At 73.4% G+C, this 19,981-nt stretch carries 17 protein-coding genes; 12 read left to right on the top strand and 5 right to left on the bottom strand.

The features are described 5' to 3' along the window. The first annotated feature begins 95 nt into the window (after positions 1 to 95). The 5 genes from F1544_RS10020 to F1544_RS10040 all read left to right on the top strand — a co-directional run bounded on the left by F1544_RS10020 (position 96) and on the right by F1544_RS10040 (position 6,017). A complete protein-coding gene (locus F1544_RS10020) occupies positions 96 to 1,349 on the top strand; it encodes an extracellular solute-binding protein (protein WP_167584891.1) in 1,254 nt (417 codons plus the stop codon). Beyond that, complete coding sequence (locus F1544_RS10025) at positions 1,346 to 2,302, top strand: carbohydrate ABC transporter permease (RefSeq protein WP_167584813.1); 957 nt, start codon at positions 1,346 to 1,348, stop codon at positions 2,300 to 2,302. Before F1544_RS10020 ends, F1544_RS10025 begins: the two co-directional genes overlap by 4 nt. Before the next feature lie 10 nt (positions 2,303 to 2,312). After that, positions 2,313 to 3,146, top strand: coding sequence for a carbohydrate ABC transporter permease (locus F1544_RS10030; protein ID WP_167584893.1), 834 nt, complete (start codon positions 2,313 to 2,315; stop codon positions 3,144 to 3,146). Between the two features lie 50 nt (positions 3,147 to 3,196). Continuing rightward, positions 3,197 to 4,468 carry an ABC transporter ATP-binding protein gene (locus tag F1544_RS10035; protein ID WP_167584815.1) on the top strand — a complete coding sequence of 424 codons (1,272 nt, stop codon included), beginning with the start codon at positions 3,197 to 3,199 and terminating at the stop codon, positions 4,466 to 4,468. 211 nt (positions 4,469 to 4,679) lie between these two features. Further along, positions 4,680 to 6,017, top strand: a complete 1,338-nt coding sequence (locus tag F1544_RS10040) for a GNAT family N-acetyltransferase (protein ID WP_167584817.1) — start codon at positions 4,680 to 4,682, stop codon at positions 6,015 to 6,017. 91 nt (positions 6,018 to 6,108) lie between these two features. Here the strand turns inward: F1544_RS10040 and F1544_RS10045 are convergent, their stop codons facing one another. Both F1544_RS10045 and glpX read right to left on the bottom strand, forming a co-directional pair. After that, the gene (locus tag F1544_RS10045; RefSeq protein ID WP_167584819.1) at positions 6,109 to 7,026 is read right to left on the bottom strand and encodes a carbohydrate kinase family protein; all 918 of its coding nucleotides are present in this window, start codon (positions 7,024 to 7,026) and stop codon (positions 6,109 to 6,111) included. After that, complete coding sequence (gene glpX, locus F1544_RS10050; RefSeq protein WP_167584821.1) at positions 7,023 to 8,063, bottom strand: class II fructose-bisphosphatase; 1,041 nt, start codon at positions 8,061 to 8,063, stop codon at positions 7,023 to 7,025. The genes F1544_RS10045 and glpX overlap by 4 nt, the downstream gene beginning before the upstream one ends. 141 nt (positions 8,064 to 8,204) lie before the next feature. On the opposite strand from glpX, the gene F1544_RS10055 reads away from it, so the two are divergent. Then, positions 8,205 to 8,864, top strand: a complete 660-nt coding sequence (locus F1544_RS10055) for a DUF4245 domain-containing protein (RefSeq protein WP_167584823.1) — start codon at positions 8,205 to 8,207, stop codon at positions 8,862 to 8,864. 30 nt (positions 8,865 to 8,894) lie between these two features. On the opposite strand, the gene F1544_RS26280 is transcribed toward F1544_RS10055, so the two are convergent. Then, positions 8,895 to 9,206, bottom strand: a complete 312-nt coding sequence (locus tag F1544_RS26280) for an exodeoxyribonuclease VII small subunit (RefSeq protein WP_167584825.1) — start codon at positions 9,204 to 9,206, stop codon at positions 8,895 to 8,897. Positions 9,207 to 9,215: 9 nt separating this feature from the next. Then, complete coding sequence (gene xseA / locus F1544_RS10065; RefSeq protein ID WP_167584827.1) at positions 9,216 to 10,478, bottom strand: exodeoxyribonuclease VII large subunit; 1,263 nt, start codon at positions 10,476 to 10,478, stop codon at positions 9,216 to 9,218. Positions 10,479 to 10,620: 142 nt separating this feature from the next. On the opposite strand from xseA, the gene F1544_RS10070 reads away from it, so the two are divergent. After that, positions 10,621 to 11,703, top strand: a complete 1,083-nt coding sequence (locus tag F1544_RS10070; RefSeq protein ID WP_167584829.1) for a 4-hydroxy-3-methylbut-2-enyl diphosphate reductase — start codon at positions 10,621 to 10,623, stop codon at positions 11,701 to 11,703. Here F1544_RS10070 and F1544_RS10075 read toward each other — a convergent pair. Further along, positions 11,669 to 12,895, bottom strand: a complete 1,227-nt coding sequence (locus F1544_RS10075; RefSeq protein ID WP_167584831.1) for a DNA recombination protein RmuC — start codon at positions 12,893 to 12,895, stop codon at positions 11,669 to 11,671. The two genes, F1544_RS10070 and F1544_RS10075, sit on opposite strands and share 35 nt — an antisense overlap. Before the next feature lie 155 nt (positions 12,896 to 13,050). Here F1544_RS10075 and ychF point away from each other — a divergent pair, with 155 nt between their 5' ends. From ychF to F1544_RS10100, 5 genes are all read left to right on the top strand, one after another. Further along, on the top strand, positions 13,051 to 14,136 hold the full coding sequence (gene ychF / locus F1544_RS10080) for a redox-regulated ATPase YchF (protein ID WP_167584833.1): 1,086 nt from the start codon (positions 13,051 to 13,053) through the stop codon (positions 14,134 to 14,136). A 354-nt stretch (positions 14,137 to 14,490) separates the two neighbouring features. Then, complete coding sequence (locus F1544_RS10085) at positions 14,491 to 16,155, top strand: peptide ABC transporter substrate-binding protein (protein ID WP_167584895.1); 1,665 nt, start codon at positions 14,491 to 14,493, stop codon at positions 16,153 to 16,155. Between the two features lie 126 nt (positions 16,156 to 16,281). Then, positions 16,282 to 17,208: an ABC transporter permease gene (locus F1544_RS10090; protein WP_167584835.1), complete on the top strand. Its 927-nt coding sequence runs from the start codon at positions 16,282 to 16,284 to the stop codon at positions 17,206 to 17,208. Beyond that, positions 17,201 to 18,148, top strand: coding sequence for an ABC transporter permease (locus F1544_RS10095; RefSeq protein WP_167584837.1), 948 nt, complete (start codon positions 17,201 to 17,203; stop codon positions 18,146 to 18,148). Before F1544_RS10090 ends, F1544_RS10095 begins: the two co-directional genes overlap by 8 nt. Then, complete coding sequence (locus F1544_RS10100) at positions 18,145 to 19,914, top strand: dipeptide ABC transporter ATP-binding protein (RefSeq protein ID WP_167584839.1); 1,770 nt, start codon at positions 18,145 to 18,147, stop codon at positions 19,912 to 19,914. Before F1544_RS10095 ends, F1544_RS10100 begins: the two co-directional genes overlap by 4 nt. Positions 19,915 to 19,981: the final 67 nt, after the last annotated feature.

The following is a 19,981-nucleotide window of genomic DNA, read 5'->3' on the forward strand; positions in this document are numbered from 1 at the left end:
GTAGGCATGGCGCTGACCGCGAGGTTCGACACGTCCGAGGAGGGGCTGTGGCAGGCCATTGGCGCACTCGCGTCGGGGTGGTGAGCGCGGGCGTGATGCTCGCGAGCACCCTCGGAGCGTGCGGGAGCGGATCGGCGGCCACCGGGACGCCGACCCTGAACTGGTACATCAACCCGGACAACGGCGGGCAGGCCGCGATCGCGGCCAGCTGCAGCGAGGCCTCGAACGGGGCCTACGCGATCGAGACCTCGATCCTGCCCAGCCAGGCCGCCGCGCAGCGCGAGCAGCTGATGCGCCGCCTGGCGGGCAACGACACGTCCATCGACCTCATGAGCCTGGACCCGGTGTTCGTGCCGGAGACGTCCGAGGCGGGGTTCCTGGCGCCCATCCCGGACGACCTGAAGCAGACGCTCTCGGACGGCGTCGTCCAGGGCGCGGTCCAGGCGGCGACGTGGAAGGGCGAACTCGTCGCCGCCCCGTTCTGGGCGAACACGCAGCTGCTCTGGTACCGCAAGTCCGTGGCCGAGGCCGCGGGCCTGGACATGACCAAGCCGATCACCTGGCAGCAGCTCATCGACGCCGCGAAGGCCGAGGGCACCGCGATCGGCGTCCAGGGGACGCGGGCGGAGTCCATGACGGTGTGGGTCAACGCGCTCATCACCTCCGCGGGCGGCAAGGTCATCGAGAACCCCGACGCCAAGGGGCCGGACATCGAGCTGGGCCTGGACTCCGAGGCGGGGCGGGCCGCGGCGAAGGTCATGGAGCAGATCACCGCGGCCGGCGTCGCCGGGCCGGGCATCGACAACCGCGACGAGTCGGCCACCGCGAACCTGTTCCAGCAGGACGGCGCGGACTTCATGGTGAACTGGCCGTTCGTCTACGCCCAGGGCAAGTCCGCCGCCGAGGGCGGGACGATGGACCAGGCGATCTTCGACGACTACGGCTGGGCGCTGTACCCCCAGGTCACGGCCGGCCAGGAGAGCGCCCCGCCGCTGGGCGGCATCGACGTCGGCGTCAGCGCGTTCTCCGAGCACCGCGAGGCGGCCTTCGAAGCCGTGCAGTGCATCGTGTCCCAGGAGAACCAGGCCGCCTACATGCTCTCCGACGGCAACCCGGCCGCGCTCGAGGCCGTCTACGACGATCCGAAGGTCAAGCAGGAGTTCCCCATGGCGGACACCATCCGCCAGTCCCTGCAGCAGGCCGCGCCGCGTCCGCAGACGGCGTACTACAACGAGGTCAGCCAGGGCATCCAGGACCGCTGGCAGCCCGTCTCGGGCGTCACGGACGCGACCCCGGGTGCCTCGTCCACGTTCATCGGTGAGGTCCTCCGAGGGGAGAAGCTGCTGTGAGCTCGACGACCACGGCACGGGCGGGCGCCACGGCCGCCGCCCCGGGCAAGGGCCGGGTGGGCAAGACCGACCGGGCCAAGGCGGAGGCCCGGCTCGGCTGGTACCTCGCCGGCCCGGCGTTCGTCATCCTCGTGGGCGTCACGGGGTACCCGATCCTGCAGGCCCTCTACGAGTCGCTGTTCAGCTTCCGGCTCACCGCGCCCGCGGACCGCGAGTTCATCGGGCTGCGCAACTACTCGGTCATCCTCACCGACTCCCTGTGGTGGTCGGCCATGCTCAACACGGTCCTCATCACGCTCGTGACGGTGGCCGTGGAGCTCGTCATCGGGTTCGCGCTGGCCATGGTCATGCACAAGGTGCTCGGCTGGCTGCGGCCCATCGTCCGCACGGCGATCCTGGTGCCGTACGCGGTCATCACGGTCGTCTCGGCCTACGCCTGGCAGTACGCGTTCGGCCTCACCACCGGGTTCATGAACGCGGTGCTGCCGGGCGTCGGGGCCGACTTCGACTGGTTCGCCAACAAGTGGACGGCGCTCACCGTCATCTGCCTGTCGGAGATCTGGAAGACCACGCCCTTCATCTCGCTGCTGCTGCTCGCGGGCCTCGCGCAGGTCCCCGACGACATGCTCGAGGCCGCGAAGGTCGACGGCGCCACGGCGCGCGAGCGGCTGTTCCGGGTCACCCTGCCGAACATGAAGGCGTCCATCATGGTCGCCCTGCTGTTCCGGGCCCTGGACGCGTTCCGCATCTTCGACAACGTCTACATCATGACCAAGGGCGCCGCCGGGACGGAGACGCTGTCGGCCCTGGCGTACAACCAGACCATCTCGAGGCTCGAGATCGGCCTGGGGTCCGCGGTCTCCGTCCTGCTGTTCGTCTGCGTCCTCATCATCTGCTTCATCGCCATCAAGGTGTTCGGTGTCGACCTCGCCCGAGCCAGGGGGGAGTCCTGACGTGGGAGCCATGTCCGGCAAGGAGAAGGCGCTCTGGTACGTCGGAGCGCTCGTCATCGTCCTCTACGCGCTGCTGCCCGTGGCGTGGATCATCTCGCTGAGCCTCAAGGCCGAGAGCGACCTCGCGAACAAGAGCTTCCTCCCGACGAACGCGACGGGCTCGAACTACTCCGGCATCTTCTCCGGCGACGGCGCCGACCTGTTCCTGCCGGCGCTGCGCAACTCGATCGTCGTGTGCCTCATCTCCACGCTCATCGCGGTCGTGCTGGCCATGTTCGCGGCCTACGCCATCGCCCGGCTCGAGTTCCCGGGCAAGCGGCTGGTGCTCACGAGCGCGCTGGCCGTCGCGGTGTTCCCGGTCATCACGATGGTCACCCCGCTGTTCAACCTGTGGCGCCAGATCGGGCTGTACGACACGATCCCCGGCCTGGTCATCCCCTACCTCGCGCTGACCCTGCCCATCTCCATCTGGACGATGTCGGCGTTCTTCCGCGGCATCCCCTGGGACATGGAGCAGGCCGCGCAGGTCGACGGCGCGACCAGCTGGCAGGCGTTCCGCAAGGTGATCGTGCCGCTGGCCGCCCCCGGCGTCTTCACCACGGCGATCATCGCCTTCTTCATCGCGTGGAACGACTTCGTCTTCGGCATCTCGCTGACGTCGACGTCGCGGGCCCAGCCCGTCCCCGCGGCGCTGAGCTCCTTCACCGGGTCCAGCTACTTCGTGCAGCCGACGGGCGCCATCTCCGCGGCGGCCGTCATCGTCACCATCCCCGTCGTCCTCCTCGCGCTGGTCTTCCAGCGCCGGATCGTCGCGGGGCTCACCAACGGTGCCGTCAAGGGCTGACCGCCCGCCCACCGACCCGATCCCCTTCCCGCAGTCGAGGAGCGCCCGCGATGGCCCGCATCGAGCTCAAGAACATCGTCAAGAAGTACGGCGACGGCTTCCCGGCCGTCAACGACGTCAGCATCGACATCGCCGACGGCGAGCTGCTGATCCTGGTCGGCCCGTCCGGCTGCGGGAAGTCGACGCTGCTGCGGATGATCGTCGGCCTGGAGGACATCACCTCCGGCGACCTGCTCATCGACGGCAAGCGCGTCAACGACCTGGCCCCCCGCGAGCGCGACCTCGCGATGGTGTTCCAGAACTACGCCCTGTACCCCCACCTGACGGTGGGGGAGAACATCGCCTTCCCGCTGCGCCTGGCCCACGGCAAGGTCTCCGAGCAGGAGGTGCAGTCCCGGGTGAAGCGGGCCGCGGACATGCTCGAGCTCAACGAGCACCTCGACCGCAAGCCGGCGAACCTCTCCGGCGGGCAGCGCCAGCGGGTCGCCATGGGGCGCGCGATCGTGCGCGACGCGAAGGCGTTCCTCTTCGACGAGCCGCTGTCGAACCTCGACGCCAAGCTGCGCGGCCAGATGCGCACCGAGATCGCCCGCATGCAGCGCAGCCTCGCGACGACCACCGTCTACGTGACGCACGACCAGACCGAGGCCATGACGCTGGGCGACCGGGTGGCCGTCCTGCGCAAGGGCCTGCTGCAGCAGGTCGCGAGCCCGCGCGAGCTGTACGAACAGCCCGTCAACCTCTTCGTCGCGGGGTTCATCGGCTCGCCGCCCATGAACTTCCTGCCCGCGCGGGTCGAGGGCGACCGGCTGCAGCTGCCGTTCTGCGACGTGCCGGCGCCGGCGGCCATCGGTGCGGCGGAGCGGCAGGGCCAGCTGCTCATCGTCGGGGTGCGCCCGGAGCACTTCGACGACGTCGAGGTCACCGAGGCGCCCGCGGGCGCGGTGACCTTCTCGGCGCAGGTCGACGTGACGGAGTGGCTCGGCAACGAGCTCTACGCCTACATCCCGTTCGAGGCGGCCGCCGAGACGAAGGAGCAGCTCGCCGAGCTGGACCGCGAGCTCGACGGCGAGAGCATGCGCAGCCAGCTCGTCGTCACCCTCGACGCCATGACGTCGGTGCGCGACGGGGACACCGCGCAGCTGTGGTTCAACCCCGACCGGATGCACGTCTTCGACCCCTCGACGGGGGAGAACCTCACGCGCGACGAGGAGCGGGCCAAGGCCATCGGGGAGCTGTCCGAGAAGCTGCGCGTGCGCTCCCTCGAGCGCGCCGCGCAGCAGAGCGGCGGTCGCAAGGAGCCCATGGGCGCCCGCAGCTGAGCGCGGGCGGGCTGCTCGCCCGCTCCCGCAGAGGGGTTACGCAGGGCCGTTTCGGTGGCCCAGCGTGACCCCTCTTCCACGCTCGGTGGCGGTCTGGCGACGCGCCGCGCGATCGTGCGGGAGTGCGGTGATGATGTCGCAGGGCGCGGCTACTGTGCCCGCACGGACCCGTGGACGACCGCGGGCCGCGGACCTCGGGGGGGCGTTGACGGTGAGCGACGCCCTGGCCGACCTCCCCCTCCCGCCGCCGACCTCCCTGCCGCCCGTGGCGCTGCCCGTGGGCCGCGGGGCCCGGCCCGGGCGCACGCCGCTGCCCCTGCCGCGCGACCTGCCGGGCCTCTCCGTGGTCCGCGACCCGGCGGCCGGGCTGCAGGTCAGCGTGCGGCACACCCTCGACGGCGCCCCCGTGCCCGAGTGGCGCGTCCTCGCCGTCGCGGCCGGGGCCCCGCCGTTCTGCGGGCCCGACTGGCTGCTCGCGGTGCACGAGCACCTGGGCGCGGGGGAGCCGCTGCTCGTCCTCGTCCGCCGCCAGGGCCGCCTGCTGGCGCTCGGCGCCTTCGCCGCGCTCGCCGGGCCGCGCCCGCTGCTCACCTTCCTCGGCGCCGGGGGCAGCGACTACGCCACCGTGCTCACCGACCCGGACTGCGGCGTCCCGCAGGAGCGGCTCGTCGCCGCCGTGCTGGACGCCGTCGTCGACGCGGTCCCCGGCGCGCTGCTGGACCTGGAGCAGGTGCGGGTCGGCGACGTCCTGCTGGAGGCCGTCGACGCGTGGGCCGCGGCCCGGGAGTACTCGGTGCGACGGCTGCAGCAGGCGGTCGTCGCCTCGCTGCGGCTGCCCGACACCCTGGCCGAGCACGAGGCGTCCCTGGGCCGCCACGCCCGCCACGAGGAGCGGCGGCAGTGGCGCCGCCTCGCGGCCACCGGGACGGTCGACGTCGTCGACGACCTGCTCGCCGACCGCGAGGTCGGCGCCGTGGTCGGTGAGCTCGCGGCCGTCGACCGGGCGCACCCGCACGCGGAGCTGCGCCGCCAGCCGTGGGCGGGGGAGTCGGGCCGGCTGCTGGAGCAGGTGCTGAGCACGGCCCCGCGCGCGGTCGTGCAGCTCACCGGCATCCGCGTCGACGGCGTCCTCGTCGCCTACACCCTCTGCTTCGCGGGCCCCCGCGCCCTGCACGGCTACCTGCAGTCCTACCGCGCCGAGCACGCGGCCTACGGCCCCGGTGCGCTGCTGCTGCTGCGCGTGCGCCGCCGGGCCATCGCCTCGGGCTACCGCGAGCTCGACCTGCTCCGCGGCGAGGAGGACTACAAGCGGCGCCTCACCACGCGCACGCGCCGCACGGTCCGCCTGGTGCTGGCCCCGGCCGCGCAGGGCCTCGTGCCCGGGCTCGTGGACCGCCTCAGCCTGCTGCGCCGGACCTACCGCGACGAGCTGCGCCGCCACGAGCGGCTCGTGCGCCGCGCGAGCGCCGCGGCCGACGCGGGCCGCCGCGTCGCGCAGGTGGCCGCCAGCCGCGCGGCCCTGCTGCGGCTGCCCCGCCGCCGGCGCTGACCCCCGCGGGCTGGTTCCCGACGGGCCGGTCCTCCGCAGGCGCTCAGCCGCCGGCGCGGACCCCGTCGAGGAGCCGCGCCGGCGGGCCGCCTCAGGCGGCGTCGAGCTCCCGGCGGTCGGGCGGGTTCGCCCCCGCGCGCTGGACGGTGATGCTGGCCGAGCGCACGGCCGTGGCCACGAGCGCCTCGAGGGTGCCGAGGTCGAGGCGGCGCAGCGCCGGCAGCGCGTCGCGCCCGAGCAGGTCGTGGACCGCGAGGGCGTGCAGCAGACCGGACATGAACGCGTCGCCCGCGCCCACGGTGTCGACGACCTCGATGCGCGGGGCCGCGACCGCGAGCGACCCGGAGGCGCCCACGGCCACGGCGCCCGCACCGCCGCGGGTGACGACGACGAGCGCGGGCCCGCGCGACTGCCAGTCGCGGGCCACCTCGGTGACGTCGGCGCCCGGCAGCAGCCAAGCGATGTCCTCGTCGCTGGCCTTCACGACGTCCGCGACGGCCACGAACTCCAAGACCCGGGCCAGGGCCTGCGCGGGGGAGTCGAAGAAGGCCGGGCGCACGTTCGGGTCGTAGCTCGTGGTCGTGCGGCCGCGGGCCGCGCTCAGCAGCGCCAGCGCCGCGTCGGCCCCGGGCGCCACGGCCGCGCCGATCGACCCGGTGTGCAGCACGTCGAGGCCGTCGGGCAGCGCGACGTCCGGGACCGACCACTCCAGGTCGAAGTCGTAGGTGGCCTTGCCCTCGGCGTCGATCTCCGCGCGCGCGACCGCGGTGCGGCCCGCGTCCACGGCGCCCGGCAGCAGCGCGACCCCGGCCGCGGCCAGGTGCTCGCGCAGCAGGCGGCCGTGCTCGTCGTCGCCCATCCGCGTCAGCAGCGACACGTCGTGGCCCAGGCGGCCGAGGCCGTAGGCGACGTTCATGGGGCTGCCGCCCGCGTGCTCGGTGGTGCGGCCGTCCGCGGCGCGGACGACGTCGACGAGCGCCTCGCCGACGACGACCGCCCGCGCGCTCACCGCGGCCCCGTGAAGTCGACCGCGGAGTAGGCCTGCAGCTTGGAGAGGCGGTGCTCGCTCTCGACCCGGCGGATCGTGCCGGACTTCGAGCGCATGACGATGCTGGAGGTGCGGATCGAGTCGCCGTCGTAGCGGACCCCGCCGACGAGCTCGCCGTCGGTGATGCCCGTGACGACGAAGTAGACGTTGTCGCTGTCCACCAGCGTCTGCGTGTCCAGCACGGCGCCCAGGTCGTGGCCGGCGTCGATCGCCCGCTGCCGCTCCTCGTCGTCCTGCGGCCACAGCCGGCCCTGGATCGTGCCGCCGAGGCAGTGGATCGCGCAGGCGGTGATGATCCCCTCGGGGGTGCCGCCGATGCCGAGCAGCATGTCGACGCCGGTGCCCTCGCGGGCGGCCATCACGGCGCCGGCGACGTCGCCGTCGGAGATGAACTTGATGCGCGCCCCGGCGGCCCGGATCTCCTCGGCCAGCTGCGCGTGCCGCGGGCGGTCCAGCACGCACACGGTGATGTCCTCCGCGGCGCGCTTGCGCGCCTTGGCCAGGCGGCGGATGTTCTCCTTCACGGGCAGCCGGATGTCCACCACGTCGGCGGCCTCGGCCCCCACGACGAGCTTCTCCATGTAGAACACGGCGCTCGGGTCGTACATCGTGCCGCGCTCGGCGACCGCGAGGACGGCCACGGCGTTGCTCATGCCGCGCGCGGTCAGCGTGGTCCCGTCGATCGGGTCGACCGCGACGTCGCACTCCGGGCCCGTGCCGTCGCCGACCTGCTCGCCGTTGTAGAGCATCGGGGCGTTGTCCTTCTCGCCCTCGCCGATGACGACGACGCCGTTCATGCTCACCGTGCCGATGAGGGTGCGCATGGCGTTGACCGCGGCCCCGTCGGCGCGGTTCTTGTCACCGCGCCCGACCCAGCGACCACCGGCCATGGCGGCCGCCTCGGTGACCCGCACCAGCTCCATCGCCAGGTTGCGGTCGGGAGCCTCCGTCCCGACCGCCAGGGACGGTGGGACCAGCGACGTGGGGGACTGCGACATCGGGAACCTCCAGGCTCGACTGGGGCGAAGCGTAGCGGCGCAGCCGCTCCGCGCCTCGCCGCCCGCCGGGCCCCCCGCGGGCCCCGCCGTGCGCACGGGGTCGGTGCGACGGCGCCGCGTCCGGTCGGTCACCATGACGGGGTGAGCAGTACCGGCGACCCCGTCTCGACCCAGACCTCCGAGGACCCGCGCGGGGTCCCGCGCCCCGCGCGCGGCGGGGGCAACGTGCGTTCTATGGTCATCTCGATGGCCGTCATCGTCGGCATCGTGGCCGCCGTCGTCCTGCTCCTGCCGCGGCCCAGCAGCGTCCAGCAGCCCGCGGCCGACGTGCCGAACGCGGCCGCGGGTGCCGTCCGGACGCTGTCGTTCACCCCGCCCGTCCCGATCGGCCTCGACGGCTGGGAGGCGACGTCGGCGTCGGTCAACCGCTCCACCGACGACGTCCGCACCTGGCACGTGGGCTACCGCACCGACGACGAGGAGTACGTCTCCATCGAGGTGGCGCGCGACGCGACGCCGACGTGGCAGCGCGCCCAGATCGCCGGCGGCGCCGCCGACGGCGAGCAGGTGATCGCCGGTCAGCCCTGGCAGCGCTTCCTGCAGCCCGAGCGGAACCGGCACAGCCTGGTGCGCGAGGAGGGCGGCGTCACCGTCATCGCCACGGGCGACGGCGGGTACCCCGTCCTGGAGCAGCTCGTCGTCGCGCTCGAGGCCGGCTGGCAGGCCGCCGGCGTCACGTGGGGCGACCCGGCGGACCCGGCCGCGCCCGTCCCGACGCCCACGGACACCGCGGCGGCCTGAGGCTCCCGCCCGGCGGGGACGACCCGGCGCTCAGGCCGGGGGCGCCGCCGCGCCGCGCGCCGCGTCCAGCCGCGCCCGGGCGCCGTCGAGGAAGCGCTGGCAGCGGTCGGCGAGCGCCTCGCCGCGCTCCCACAGCGCCAGCGACTCCTCCAGGCCGGCGCCGCCCGTCTCCAGGCGGCGGACCACGTCCACGAGCTCGTCGCGCGCCTGCTCGTAGGTCAGGGCGTCGAGCTCCTGCGCGAGGGCCGCGGCCGCATCGGGAGCAGCTGCCGCACCGGGGGCAGCGTCGTCGGCGGCGTCGGGTTCCGGTGCGGCGGCGGGAGTCGTCGGGGTCTTCGGCACGCCGGAAGCCTAGGACGTCGCCGTCGCGGCGATCTCGCCGTCGGCCAGCCGCACGCGCAGGTCCGTGCCCGCGGGGGCGTCGCCGGGCGCGCGGACCAGGGCGCCGTCGCGGCGCTGGACGACGGCGTAGCCGCGGGCGAGCGTGGAGGCGGGGGACAGGGCCCGCACGGTCGAGCGCAGGTGCACGACGTCGACGCCGGCCCGGTCCAGGCGCGCGGCCAGCGCCGTCCGGGCGCGGCCCCGGGCCGCGTCGACCTCGGTGGCGCGGACGTCCACGAGCGTCTGCGGGCGCGCCAGCACGGGCCGGCTGCGCAGGGCCGCGAGGCCTGCGACCTCGCGCTCCACGCGCCCCTGCACCCCGCGCCGGGCGCGCGAGCGCAGCTGGGCCAGGCCCGCGAGCTCCTCGGCGACGTCCGGGACGACGAGCCGCGCGGCGTCGGTGGGGGTCGAGGCCCGCACGTCGGCGACGAGGTCGAGCAGCGGGGCGTCGACCTCGTGGCCGATGGCCGAGACGACGGGGGTGCGCACCGCCGCGACCGCCCGCACCAGCGCCTCGTTGCTGAAGGGCAGCAGGTCCTCGACGCTGCCGCCGCCGCGCGCGAGCACCACGACCTCCACGGCCGGGTCGGCGTCCAGCTCCCGCAGGGCCGCGACGACCTCGGTCACGGCGTTGGGGCCCTGCACCGCCACCTCCCGCACCTCGAAGCGCACGGCCGGCCAGCGCAGCCGCGCGTTCTCCACGACGTCGCGCTCGGCGGCGCTCGCGCGCCCGCACACCAGCCCGACCACGGCGGGCAGGAAGGGCAGAGGGCGCTTGCGGGCCGCGTCGAAGAGGCCCTCCGCGCCGAGCAGCCGCTTGAGGTGCTCCAGGCGGGCCAGCAGCTCGCCCACGCCCACGGGCCGGACGTCGTCGGCGGCCAGGCTCAGGGAGCCGCGCTTGGCGAAGAACTCCGGCTTGGCGTGCACGACGACGCGCGTGCCGTGGCCGAGGCCGTCGGGCAGGACGTCGCGCAGCCGGGCCAGCACGCGCCGCGACAGGGTCACGGGCAGCGACATGTCCGTGTCGGCGTCGCGCAGGGTCACGAAGACGACGGAGGAGCCGGGGCGGTCGCTGACCTGGACGACCTGCCCCTCGACCCACGTCCACGGCATCTTCGCGATGTAGGCGTCCATCTTCGCGGCGAGCATCCGCACGGGCCACGGGTTCTCCGCCGTGGTGTCGCCGGCGGTGGTCGGGCGGCGCGGGGGAGCGGCGTCGGCGGAGGGCGTCACCCCCCGATCCTCTCGCGGCGGCCGCGCGGGCCGCCGCACCCCGCCCTCCCTGCCGCGATCGTGCAGGTGGTCCCTGCACGATCACGGCGGGCAGGGGTCGGTGGCGGGGTGGGGTCGGCCCGCGGCGACTTACCATGGGCGCGTGACGCAGCAGCCCACCCTCGCCCCCGCGACCGCCCCCGACGGCGCCGCCTCCGCCGACGACTGCAACGACACGGCGGCGCTCGCGGGCGGCACGCAGCGGGCCGCGTGGGACGGCGGCAAGCGGGTCCTGCTCGCGGCGCCCCGCGGCTACTGCGCCGGGGTCGACCGCGCCGTCATCGCCGTGGAGAAGGCGCTGGAGCTCTACGGCGCCCCCGTGTACGTGCGCAAGGAGATCGTGCACAACAAGCACGTCGTGCGGACGCTGGAGGAGCGCGGGGCCGTCTTCGTCGACGAGACGAGCGCCGTGCCCGAGGGCGAGACCGTCGTGTTCTCCGCCCACGGGGTCAGCCCCGCGGTGCGCGAGGAGGCCGACGCGCGCTCGCTGAAGACCATCGACGCCACGTGCCCGCTGGTCACCAAGGTGCACCGCGAGGCCACCCGGTTCGCCGAGCGGGACTACGAGATCCTCCTCATCGGCCACGAGGGCCACGAGGAGGTCGAGGGGACCGCGGGCGAGGCGCCCGAGCACATCACGATCGTCGACTCCCCGGCCGCCGCGGACCTGATCCAGGTCAAGGACCCCGACCACCTGGTGTGGCTGTCGCAGACCACGCTCAGCGTCGACGAGACGATGGAGACGGTGCGCCGGCTGCGCGAGCGGTTCCCGAACCTGCAGGACCCGCCCAGCGACGACATCTGCTACGCCACCCAGAACCGCCAGGTGGCCGTGAAGAAGATCGCGCCCGAGGCCGACCTCGTCATCGTCGTCGGCTCGGCCAACTCCTCGAACTCCGTGCGCCTCGTCGAGGTGGCGCTGGAGGCGGGGGCGCGCTCGTCGCACCGCGTCGACGGCGCCTTCGAGATCGAGGAGTCCTGGTTCGACGGCGTCACGACCGTGGGCGTCACCTCCGGCGCCTCGGTGCCCGAGGTCCTCGTGCGCGACGTGATCACCTACCTCGCCGAGCGCGGCTACGGCTCCGTCGAGGAGGTCACCACGGCGCAGGAGGACCTCGTCTTCTCGCTGCCGACGGACCTGCGCAAGGACATCAAGCGCCGCCAGCTGCCCGTGACGCCCGTCTGATCGGGACGGCCCCCTCACCGGTCCTCTGGTCGGCCCCACGGCCGGTCTCGCCGTCCCCGAGCAGCTCGGGGGCGGTGAGCGGCCGCACGGCGTCCTCCAGCGGCGCCACGACGGGCAGCTCGTCGTCGGCCAGGTCCAGCTCGCGGATGCGCCGCGCCGAGACCATCACCCGGCGCTCCAGCGTCCCGACGAAGCGGTTGTAGTCCTCCACCGCGCGGTGCAGCGTGCGGCCCAGCGACGCCGTGTGCCCGCCGAGGGTGCCCAGGCGCTCGTAGAGCTCCCGCCCGACGGCGAACAGCTCCCGGGCGTTGCCGGCCACGGCGTCCTGCTGCCACGTGAGCGCCACCGTGCGCAGCAGGGCCAGCAGCGTCGTCGGCGTCGCGAGCACCACGCGGCGGGACATGGCGTGCTCGACCAGCGTCGGGTCCGCTTCGCACGCGGCGGCCAGGAACGCCTCGCCTGGGATGAAGCAGACGACGACGTCGGGGGAGTCCTCGACGGCGGTGGCGTACTCCTTGGCCGCGAGGGCGTCGACGTGGCCGCGCAGGGCCCGCGCGTGGGCGGTCATCTCGGCGCGGCGGCCCAGCTCGTCGGGGGCCTCGCCCGCGCGCAGGAAGGCGGCCAGCGGCGCCTTGGCGTCGACCACGACGTGCTTGCCCCCCGGCAGGTTGACGACGAGGTCCGGGCGCACCGCGCGCCCCGAGCGCGTGGTCAGCGAGGCCTGCTCGGTGAAGTCGACGCGGTCGAGCATCCCCGCGTGCTCCACGACCCGGCGCAGCTGCACCTCGCCCCACGAGCCGCGCGAGCTGGAGGCCCGCAGCGCCCCGGCCAGGCTCGCCGTCTCGCTGCGCAGCGCCTCCGAGCCGGCCTGCACCGCGAGCAGCTGCTCGCTGAGGCGGGCGTACTGGGCCACCCGGTCGCGCTCCAGGGTCGCGACCTGGTGCTCCACGCGCCCCAGCGAGGCCGCGACCGGGTCGAGGGCGGCGCTCAGGCCCCGCTGCTCGCCGGCGCGCTGCTCCAGCTCCCCGACGCGCGTGCGCAGCAGGTCCCGCTCGGCCGCCAGGGCCGCGGTGGCCGGGGCCGCGGCCGCGCGCAGGCCCCAGCGGGCCACGAGCGCGCCGAGCAGCGCCCCGACGAGCAGCGCGCCCAGCAGCAGGGCGGCGAGCACGGGCAGGGAGGTGGACACGTCCATGCCGCGGACTGTGCCAGCCGGTGCGGACAGGCCCGGCGCGACACGGCGGGCGGCGGCGCGGGGCCGGCCGGGAGCCCTCCGCAGGCCCCGCGGGAGCCGCCCGCGGACCGTGCGCGGCGGGGCGACGCGCCGGGCGCGGGTAAGGTCTTGTACCCGTGGCCCTCACCATCGGCATCGTCGGACTGCCCAACGTCGGCAAGTCCACCCTCTTCAACGCGCTGACGAAGAACGACGTCCTCGCTGCGAACTACCCGTTCGCGACCATCGAGCCCAACGTGGGGATCGTGCCGCTGCCCGACGAGCGCCTCGGGCGCCTCGCGGAGCTGCACCACAGCGAGAAGGTCGTCCCGGCCGTGGTGTCCTTCGTGGACATAGCCGGCATCGTCAAGGGCGCCAGCGAGGGCGAGGGCCTGGGCAACAAGTTCCTCGCCACGATCCGCGAGGCCGACGCCATCTGCCAGGTCACCCGCGCCTTCGCCGACCCGGACGTCGTGCACGTCGCGGGCGCGGTCGACCCGGCCGACGACATCTCCACGGTCCACACCGAGCTCGTGCTCGCGGACATGCAGACGCTCGAGCGCGCGGTGCCGCGGCTGGAGAAGGAGGTCAAGGGCAAGCGGGCGGACCCGGCCGTGCTCAAGGCCGTCCTGGCCGCCCAGGCCGTGCTCGACGACGGCCGCACCCTGTACGCCGCCAAGGCGAAGGACGACGTCGACCTGGGCCTGCTCAAGGAGCTGGGCCTGCTGACGACCAAGCCGTTCCTCTACGTCTTCAACGTCGACGAGACGGTCCTCGCCGACGAGGCCCGCAAGGACGAGCTGCGCGCCATCGTGGCCCCGGCCGACGCGGTCTTCCTCGACGCCAAGCTGGAGTCGGAGCTCGTGGAGCTGGAGCCCGACGAGGCGGCCGAGCTGCTCGCGAGCGTCGGGCAGACCGAGTCCGGCCTCGACCAGCTGGCCCGCGTGGGCTTCGCGACCCTGGGCCTGCAGACCTACCTGACGGCCGGCCCCAAGGAGTCGCGCGCCTGGACGATCCACCAGGGCTGGACGGCCCCGCAGGCCGCCGGCGTGATCCACACCGACTTCCAGCGCGGCTTCATCAAGGCCGAGGTCGTCTCCTTCGACGACCTCGTCGCCGCCGGGACGATGGCCGAGGCCAAGGCCGCGGGCAAGGTGCGCATCGAGGGCAAGGACTACGTCATGGCCGACGGCGACGTCGTCGAGTTCCGGTTCAACGTCTGAGGACGGGCCGGGAGCCGACCGCGGGGGAGCTGGGAGCCGGTGCAGGGTGACCGGAACGCAACACGATCGTCACCTGTTGCCCCGGGCGATTGTGTACCGTCGGCAAACGGTCCTCACCGCCCGCGACCACGCTCGGCCCGCGGTGCGGGGGGCCGGACGGGGCCGGGACGCGCCGCGGGCTCAGGCCGGGCTCGGCGGGATCATCGAAGGTGAAGTGTTAGCGTTCTGCCCGATCGTTCTAGGTGGACATCCTGCCCGGCAGGAGTCCCCGTGCTTGGTCATCGTGACCAACTGACGTGTCACAGGAGGAGTTCCACCTTGAGCAGCTTCCAGCCGGACGAGAAGCCCACCCGCATCGGCCGGGTCGGCGGTCCCGTCCTCTCCCGCCGTGACGGCCTGCGCAGCGCCCTCGGCGCCGCGGCCCTCCTCGCCCTCGCTGCCTGCGGCGGCAACGACGACGAGCCCTCGGGCGACGAGTCGACCGGCGGCGCGAGCTCGACCGAGCCCGTCACCGCGTGGGGCGGCGAGCCGCAGAACCCGCTGGTGCCGACCAACACCAACGAGACCGGCGGCGGCAAGATCCTCGACGCGATCTTCGCGGGCCTCGTCTTCTACCAGGCCGACGGCAAGCCCGTGAACGACCTCGCCGAGTCGATCGAGACGACCGACGCGCAGAACTACACCATCAAGATCAAGGCCGACCAGAAGTTCTCGGACGGTTCCCCGGTCACCGCGACGTCCTTCGTGGACGCGTGGAACTACGGCGCGCTGGTGACGAACGCGCAGCTGAACAGCTACTTCTTCGAGCCGATCGTCGGCTACGCCGAGGTCAGCGCCGAGCCGCCCACCGCGCAGACGATGTCCGGCCTGAAGGTCGTCGACGACAACACGTTCACCGTCGCCCTGACCCAGCCGGAGTCCGACTTCCCGCTGCGCCTCGGCTACTCCTCGTTCTACCCGCTGCCCGCCTCGGCGTTCACCGACATCAAGGCGTTCGGCGAGAACCCGGTCGGCAACGGCCCGTACAAGCTGGCCGAGACGGGCGCCTGGAAGCACAACGAGCGCATCGACCTCGTCGTCAACGACGCCTACGCCGGTGGCCGCAAGGCGAAGAACGGTGGCCTGTCCATCGTCTTCTACGCCAGCCTCGACACCGCCTACTCCGACCTGACCTCGGGCAACCTCGACACCCTCGACGCCCTGCCCGACAGCGCGCTGGCGACCTTCGAGTCCGACCTGGGCGACCGCGCGGTCAACCAGCCCTCCGCGGTGTTCCAGTCCTTCACCATCCCGCAGGGGCTCGAGCACTTCCAGGGCGACGAGGGCAAGCTGCGCCGCCAGGCGATCTCCTACGCGATCGACCGCGCGTCGATCTGCAAGGCCGTCTTCCAGGGCACCCGCACGCCGGCCAAGGACTTCACGTCCCCCGTCATCGCCGGTTACTCCGAGACGATCCCGGGCAACGAGGTCCTGAGCTTCGACGCGGCCAAGGCCAAGGCGCTCTGGGCGCAGGCCGAGGCGATCTCGCCCTACTCCGGCACCTTCACCATCGGCTACAACTCCGACGGTGGGCACCAGACGTGGGTGGACGCCACGACCGCCAGCATCCGCCAGACCCTCGGCATCCAGGCCGAGGGTGCGCCGTACGCGACGTTCGCGCAGCTGCGCTCCGACGTCACCGACCGCACCATCAAGGGCGCGTTCCGCACGGGCTGGCAGGCCGACTACCCCGGTCTGTACAACTTCCTCGCCCCGATCTACGCGACCGGTGCGGGCTCCAACGACGGTGACTACACCAACCCCGAGTTCGACGGGCTGCTGAAGCAGGCCGCGGCCGAGACCGACGCGGACGCGTCGCAGAAGCTGCTGCAGCAGGCGCAGGAGCTCCTCTTCAAGGACCTCCCCGCGATCCCGCTGTGGTACTCCAACGCCACGGGCGGGTTCGGCGAGAGCGTGTCCGACGTGAAGTTCGGCTGGAACAGCGTCCCGATCTACGACGCGATCACCAAGCAGGCCTGAGAGGCTCTGCACGACGGGGGTGGGTCGGCCTGACGGTCGGCCCACCCCCGCCGCGTGGGCGGCCCCTCGCCCCGCGGCCGAGGAAGCGGACGGGCCCTGCGGGGTACCCGTCGGAGGAGGCCAAGGATGGGTATTTACATCGGGCGGCGCCTGCTGCAGATGATCCCGGTGTTCATCGGCGCGACCCTGCTGATCTACGCGATGGTCTTCCTGCTCCCGGGGGACCCCATCGCCGCGCTGTTCGGCGACAAGCCCGTGAGCCCGGGCGTCGCGGCCCAGCTCCGGGCGCAGTACCACCTGGACCAGCCGTTCCTGGTGCAGTACCTGCTGTTCCTCAAGGGGGTCTTCACCCTCGACCTCGGCAACACGTTCTCCGGGCAGCCCGTCATCGACGTGATGGCCCGCGCGTTCCCCGTCACCATCCGCCTGACCGTCGTGGCCATCATCGTCGAGGCCGTGCTCGGGATCGTCGTGGGCCTGCTCGCCGGCCTGCGCCGCGGCGGCTGGTTCGACTCCCTCTCGCTGTTCGTCTCGCTGCTGGTCATCGCGGTGCCGATCTTCGTCATCGGCTTCGTGGCCCGGTACGTGTTCGCGGAGAAGCTGCGCTGGATCAAGGCCTCCGTCGGGCCCGACCCGACGTGGAGCCAGCTGCTCATCCCCGGCATCGTCCTGGGTTCGGTCTCCTTCGCCTACGTCCTCCGGCTCACGCGGAACTCCGTCGCCGAGAACCTCACCGCGGACCACGTGCGGACCGCGACCGCCAAGGGCCTCAAGCCCGGCCGCGTCCTCACGGTGCACGTGCTGCGGAACTCGCTCATCCCCGTGGTCACCTTCCTCGGCACCGACGTCGGCGGCCTGATGGCCGGCGCGGTCGTCACCGAGGGCATCTTCAACATCCCCGGGGTCGGCGGCACGCTCTACCAGGCGATCATCCGCACCGAGGGCGCGACCGTGGTCGCCTTCGTCACCGTCCTGGTGATCATCTACCTGGTGGTCAACCTCCTCGTCGACCTGCTCTACGCCGTCCTCGACCCCAGGATCCGCTATGTCTGACACCTCCGTGCGTCCCGGCCAGGAGCACTTCGTCGCCCCGCTGGAGGAGACCCCCCTGCGGGCCGTGGACGCGGTCGACGACTCCGCGCCCCCCTCCAGCCAGTGGGGCGAGGCGTGGCGCCAGCTGCGCCGCCGCCCGCTGTTCTGGGTGTCGGTCGTCCTCATCCTGCTCGTCGTCGTGGTCGCGGCCGTCCCGTCGCTGTTCACCTCGACGAACCCGCGGTTCCAGACCCTCGCCGACAGCCTCGGCGACCCGCGCGACGGGCACCCCTTCGGCTTCACGCGCCTCGGCGAGGACGTCTACGCCCGCACCATCTACGGGGCCCGCGCCTCGGTCGTCGTCGGCCTGCTGTCGACGGTGCTCGTGACCGTCGTCGGCGGTGTGGTCGGGGCCATCGCGGGCTACTACGGCGGGATCTGGGACGCGCTGCTCTCGCGCATCTCCGACATCTTCTTCGCCGTCCCGCTCGTGCTCGGCGCGATCGTCCTCATCACCTCGCTGCAGTCGCGCTCGACGCTGACCGTGTCGCTGGTGCTGTCGCTGTTCGCGTGGCCGCAGACCGCGCGCATCATGCGCGGCTCGGTCCTGCAGACCCGCAGCGCCGAGTTCGTCACGGCCGCCCGGGCCCTCGGCCTGAGCCGGCTGCAGGTGCTGGTCCGCCACGTCGTGCCGAACGCCCTCGGTCCGGTCATCGTCATCGCGACCATCTCGCTCGGCACGTTCATCGCCGCCGAGGCGACGCTGTCCTACCTCGGCGTCGGCCTGCCCTCCAGCATCGTCAGCTGGGGCGGCGACATCAGCGCGGCCCAGACGTCGCTGCGCAGCGCCCCCCAGGTGCTGTTCTGGCCGGCCGCCGCGCTGTCGGTCACCGTCCTCAGCTTCATCATGCTCGGCGACGTCGTGCGCGACGCCCTGGACCCGAAGGCGCGGACCCGATGAGCCCCCGAGACGCGAACCAGCCGAACCTGTCGAAGCGGCCGGACCCGGCCCCCGCGGGCACCCCGCTCCTGCAGGTCGAGGACCTGCACGTGGACTTCCGCTCCAACGGCCGCGACGTGCACGCCGTGCGCGGCGCGAGCCTCACGGTGCACGCGGGCCAGACGGTGGCCATCGTCGGCGAGTCCGGTTCCGGCAAGTCCACGACGGCCCAGGCCGTCATCGGCCTGCTGCCCGGCACAGGCCGCGTCACGAGCGGGAAGGTCCTGCTCGACGGCCGCGACATCGCCCACGCCAGCCGGCGCGAGTTCGTCGCCCTGCGCGGCTCCTCGATCGGCATGGTCCCGCAGGACCCGATGTCGAACCTCAACCCCGTCTGGACCGTGGGGTTCCAGGTCCGCGAGGCCCTGCGCGCCAACGGCCTCGACAAGGGCGTGAACGCCAAGGCCCGCGCCGCGGAGCTGCTGAAGGAGGCGGGGCTCGGAGACGCCGAGCGCCGCGCCAAGCAGTTCCCGCACGAGTTCTCCGGCGGCATGCGCCAGCGCGCGCTCATCGCGATCGGCCTGGCCTCGCGCCCGCGGCTGCTCATCGCCGACGAGCCGACCTCGGCCCTCGACGTCACGGTGCAGCGCCAGATCCTGGACCACCTGCAATCGCTGACCGCCTCGCTGGGCACGGCCGTGCTGCTCATCACCCACGACCTGGGCCTCGCGGCCGAGCGGGCCGAGCACCTGGTCGTCATGTACAAGGGCCAGGTCGTCGAGTCGGGCCCGGCGCTGGAGATCCTGCAGCGCCCGCAGCACCCGTACACGCAGCGCCTCGTCGCGGCGGCCCCGTCGCTGGCCTCGCGCCGGCTGGAGTCCTCGGTGGTGCGGGCGAACGTCGTCCGCCAGGCCGAGCACGCCGCCGTCGAGGCCCACGAGGTCGCCGTCGCCGAGTCGCTGGCCGACCTGCCGGAGACCGAGGAGGCGACGCCGGAGGTCATCCGCGTCGAGAACCTCACCAAGGTGTTCACCATCCGCGGCTCCGGCGCCCGGGGCGAGAAGCTGCGGGCCGTGGACGACGTGAGCTTCGCGGTCCGCCGCGGGACGACCACGGCGATCGTGGGGGAGTCGGGGTCGGGCAAGTCGACCGTCGCGCAGATGGTCCTCAACCTGATCCCCGTCACCGAGGGCCGGGTGCTCTTCGACGGCGTGGACATCACGACGCTCGACAAGCGCCAGGCGTTCGACTTCCGCCGCCGCGTGCAGCCGATCTTCCAGAACCCCTACGCCTCGCTGGACCCGACGTACAGCATCTTCCGCGTCGTCGAGGAACCCCTGCGGGTGCACGGGATCGGGGACTCGACCTCGCGCGAGGCGCGGGTGCGCGACCTGCTCGACAAGGTCGCGCTGCCGGCCTCGTCGATGCGGCGCTTCCCGAACGAGCTCTCCGGCGGGCAGCGCCAGCGCGTCGCGATCGCCCGCGCGCTGGCCCTGCACCCCGAGGTCGTCGTGTGCGACGAGGCCGTCAGCGCCCTCGACGTCCTCGTCCAGGGGCAGATCCTCACCCTGCTCAACGACCTGCAGGCCGAGCTGGGGCTGACGTACCTGTTCATCACCCACGACCTCGCGGTCGTGCGGCAGATCGCCGACGACGTCGTCGTCATGCAGAACGGCAAGGTCGTCGAGGCCGCGCCGACGGACCGGGTCTTCGAGGCCCCGCAGCAGGACTACACGCGGGCCCTGCTCGAGGCCATCCCCGGCGGGAGCATCGAGCTGGGCGCCTGATCGAGCTGGGCGCCTGATCGAGCACCGAGGCACAGAGAGGACCGGTCGCGACACCGTCGCGGCCGGT

The organism is Kineococcus rubinsiae (genome assembly GCF_011839805.1).
GTDB classification, from domain to species: Bacteria; Actinomycetota; Actinomycetes; order Actinomycetales; family Kineococcaceae; genus Kineococcus; species Kineococcus rubinsiae.

Bases quoted from the DNA above. Each gene is read 5' to 3' on its own strand.
- F1544_RS10075 (WP_167584831.1), bottom strand. From the start codon at position 12,895: ATGGACGTGTCCACCTCCCTGCCCGTGCTCGCCGCCCTGCTGCTGGGC.
- F1544_RS10090 (WP_167584835.1), top strand. From the start codon at position 16,282: ATGGGTATTTACATCGGGCGGCGCCTGCTGCAGATGATCCCGGTGTTC.
- glpX (WP_167584821.1), bottom strand. From the start codon at position 8,063: ATGTCGCAGTCCCCCACGTCGCTGGTCCCACCGTCCCTGGCGGTCGGG.
- F1544_RS10020 (WP_167584891.1), top strand. From the start codon at position 96: ATGCTCGCGAGCACCCTCGGAGCGTGCGGGAGCGGATCGGCGGCCACC.
- F1544_RS10100 (WP_167584839.1), top strand. From the start codon at position 18,145: ATGAGCCCCCGAGACGCGAACCAGCCGAACCTGTCGAAGCGGCCGGAC.
- F1544_RS10035 (WP_167584815.1), top strand. From the start codon at position 3,197: ATGGCCCGCATCGAGCTCAAGAACATCGTCAAGAAGTACGGCGACGGC.
- F1544_RS10095 (WP_167584837.1), top strand. From the start codon at position 17,201: ATGTCTGACACCTCCGTGCGTCCCGGCCAGGAGCACTTCGTCGCCCCG.
- F1544_RS10030 (WP_167584893.1), top strand. From the start codon at position 2,313: ATGTCCGGCAAGGAGAAGGCGCTCTGGTACGTCGGAGCGCTCGTCATC.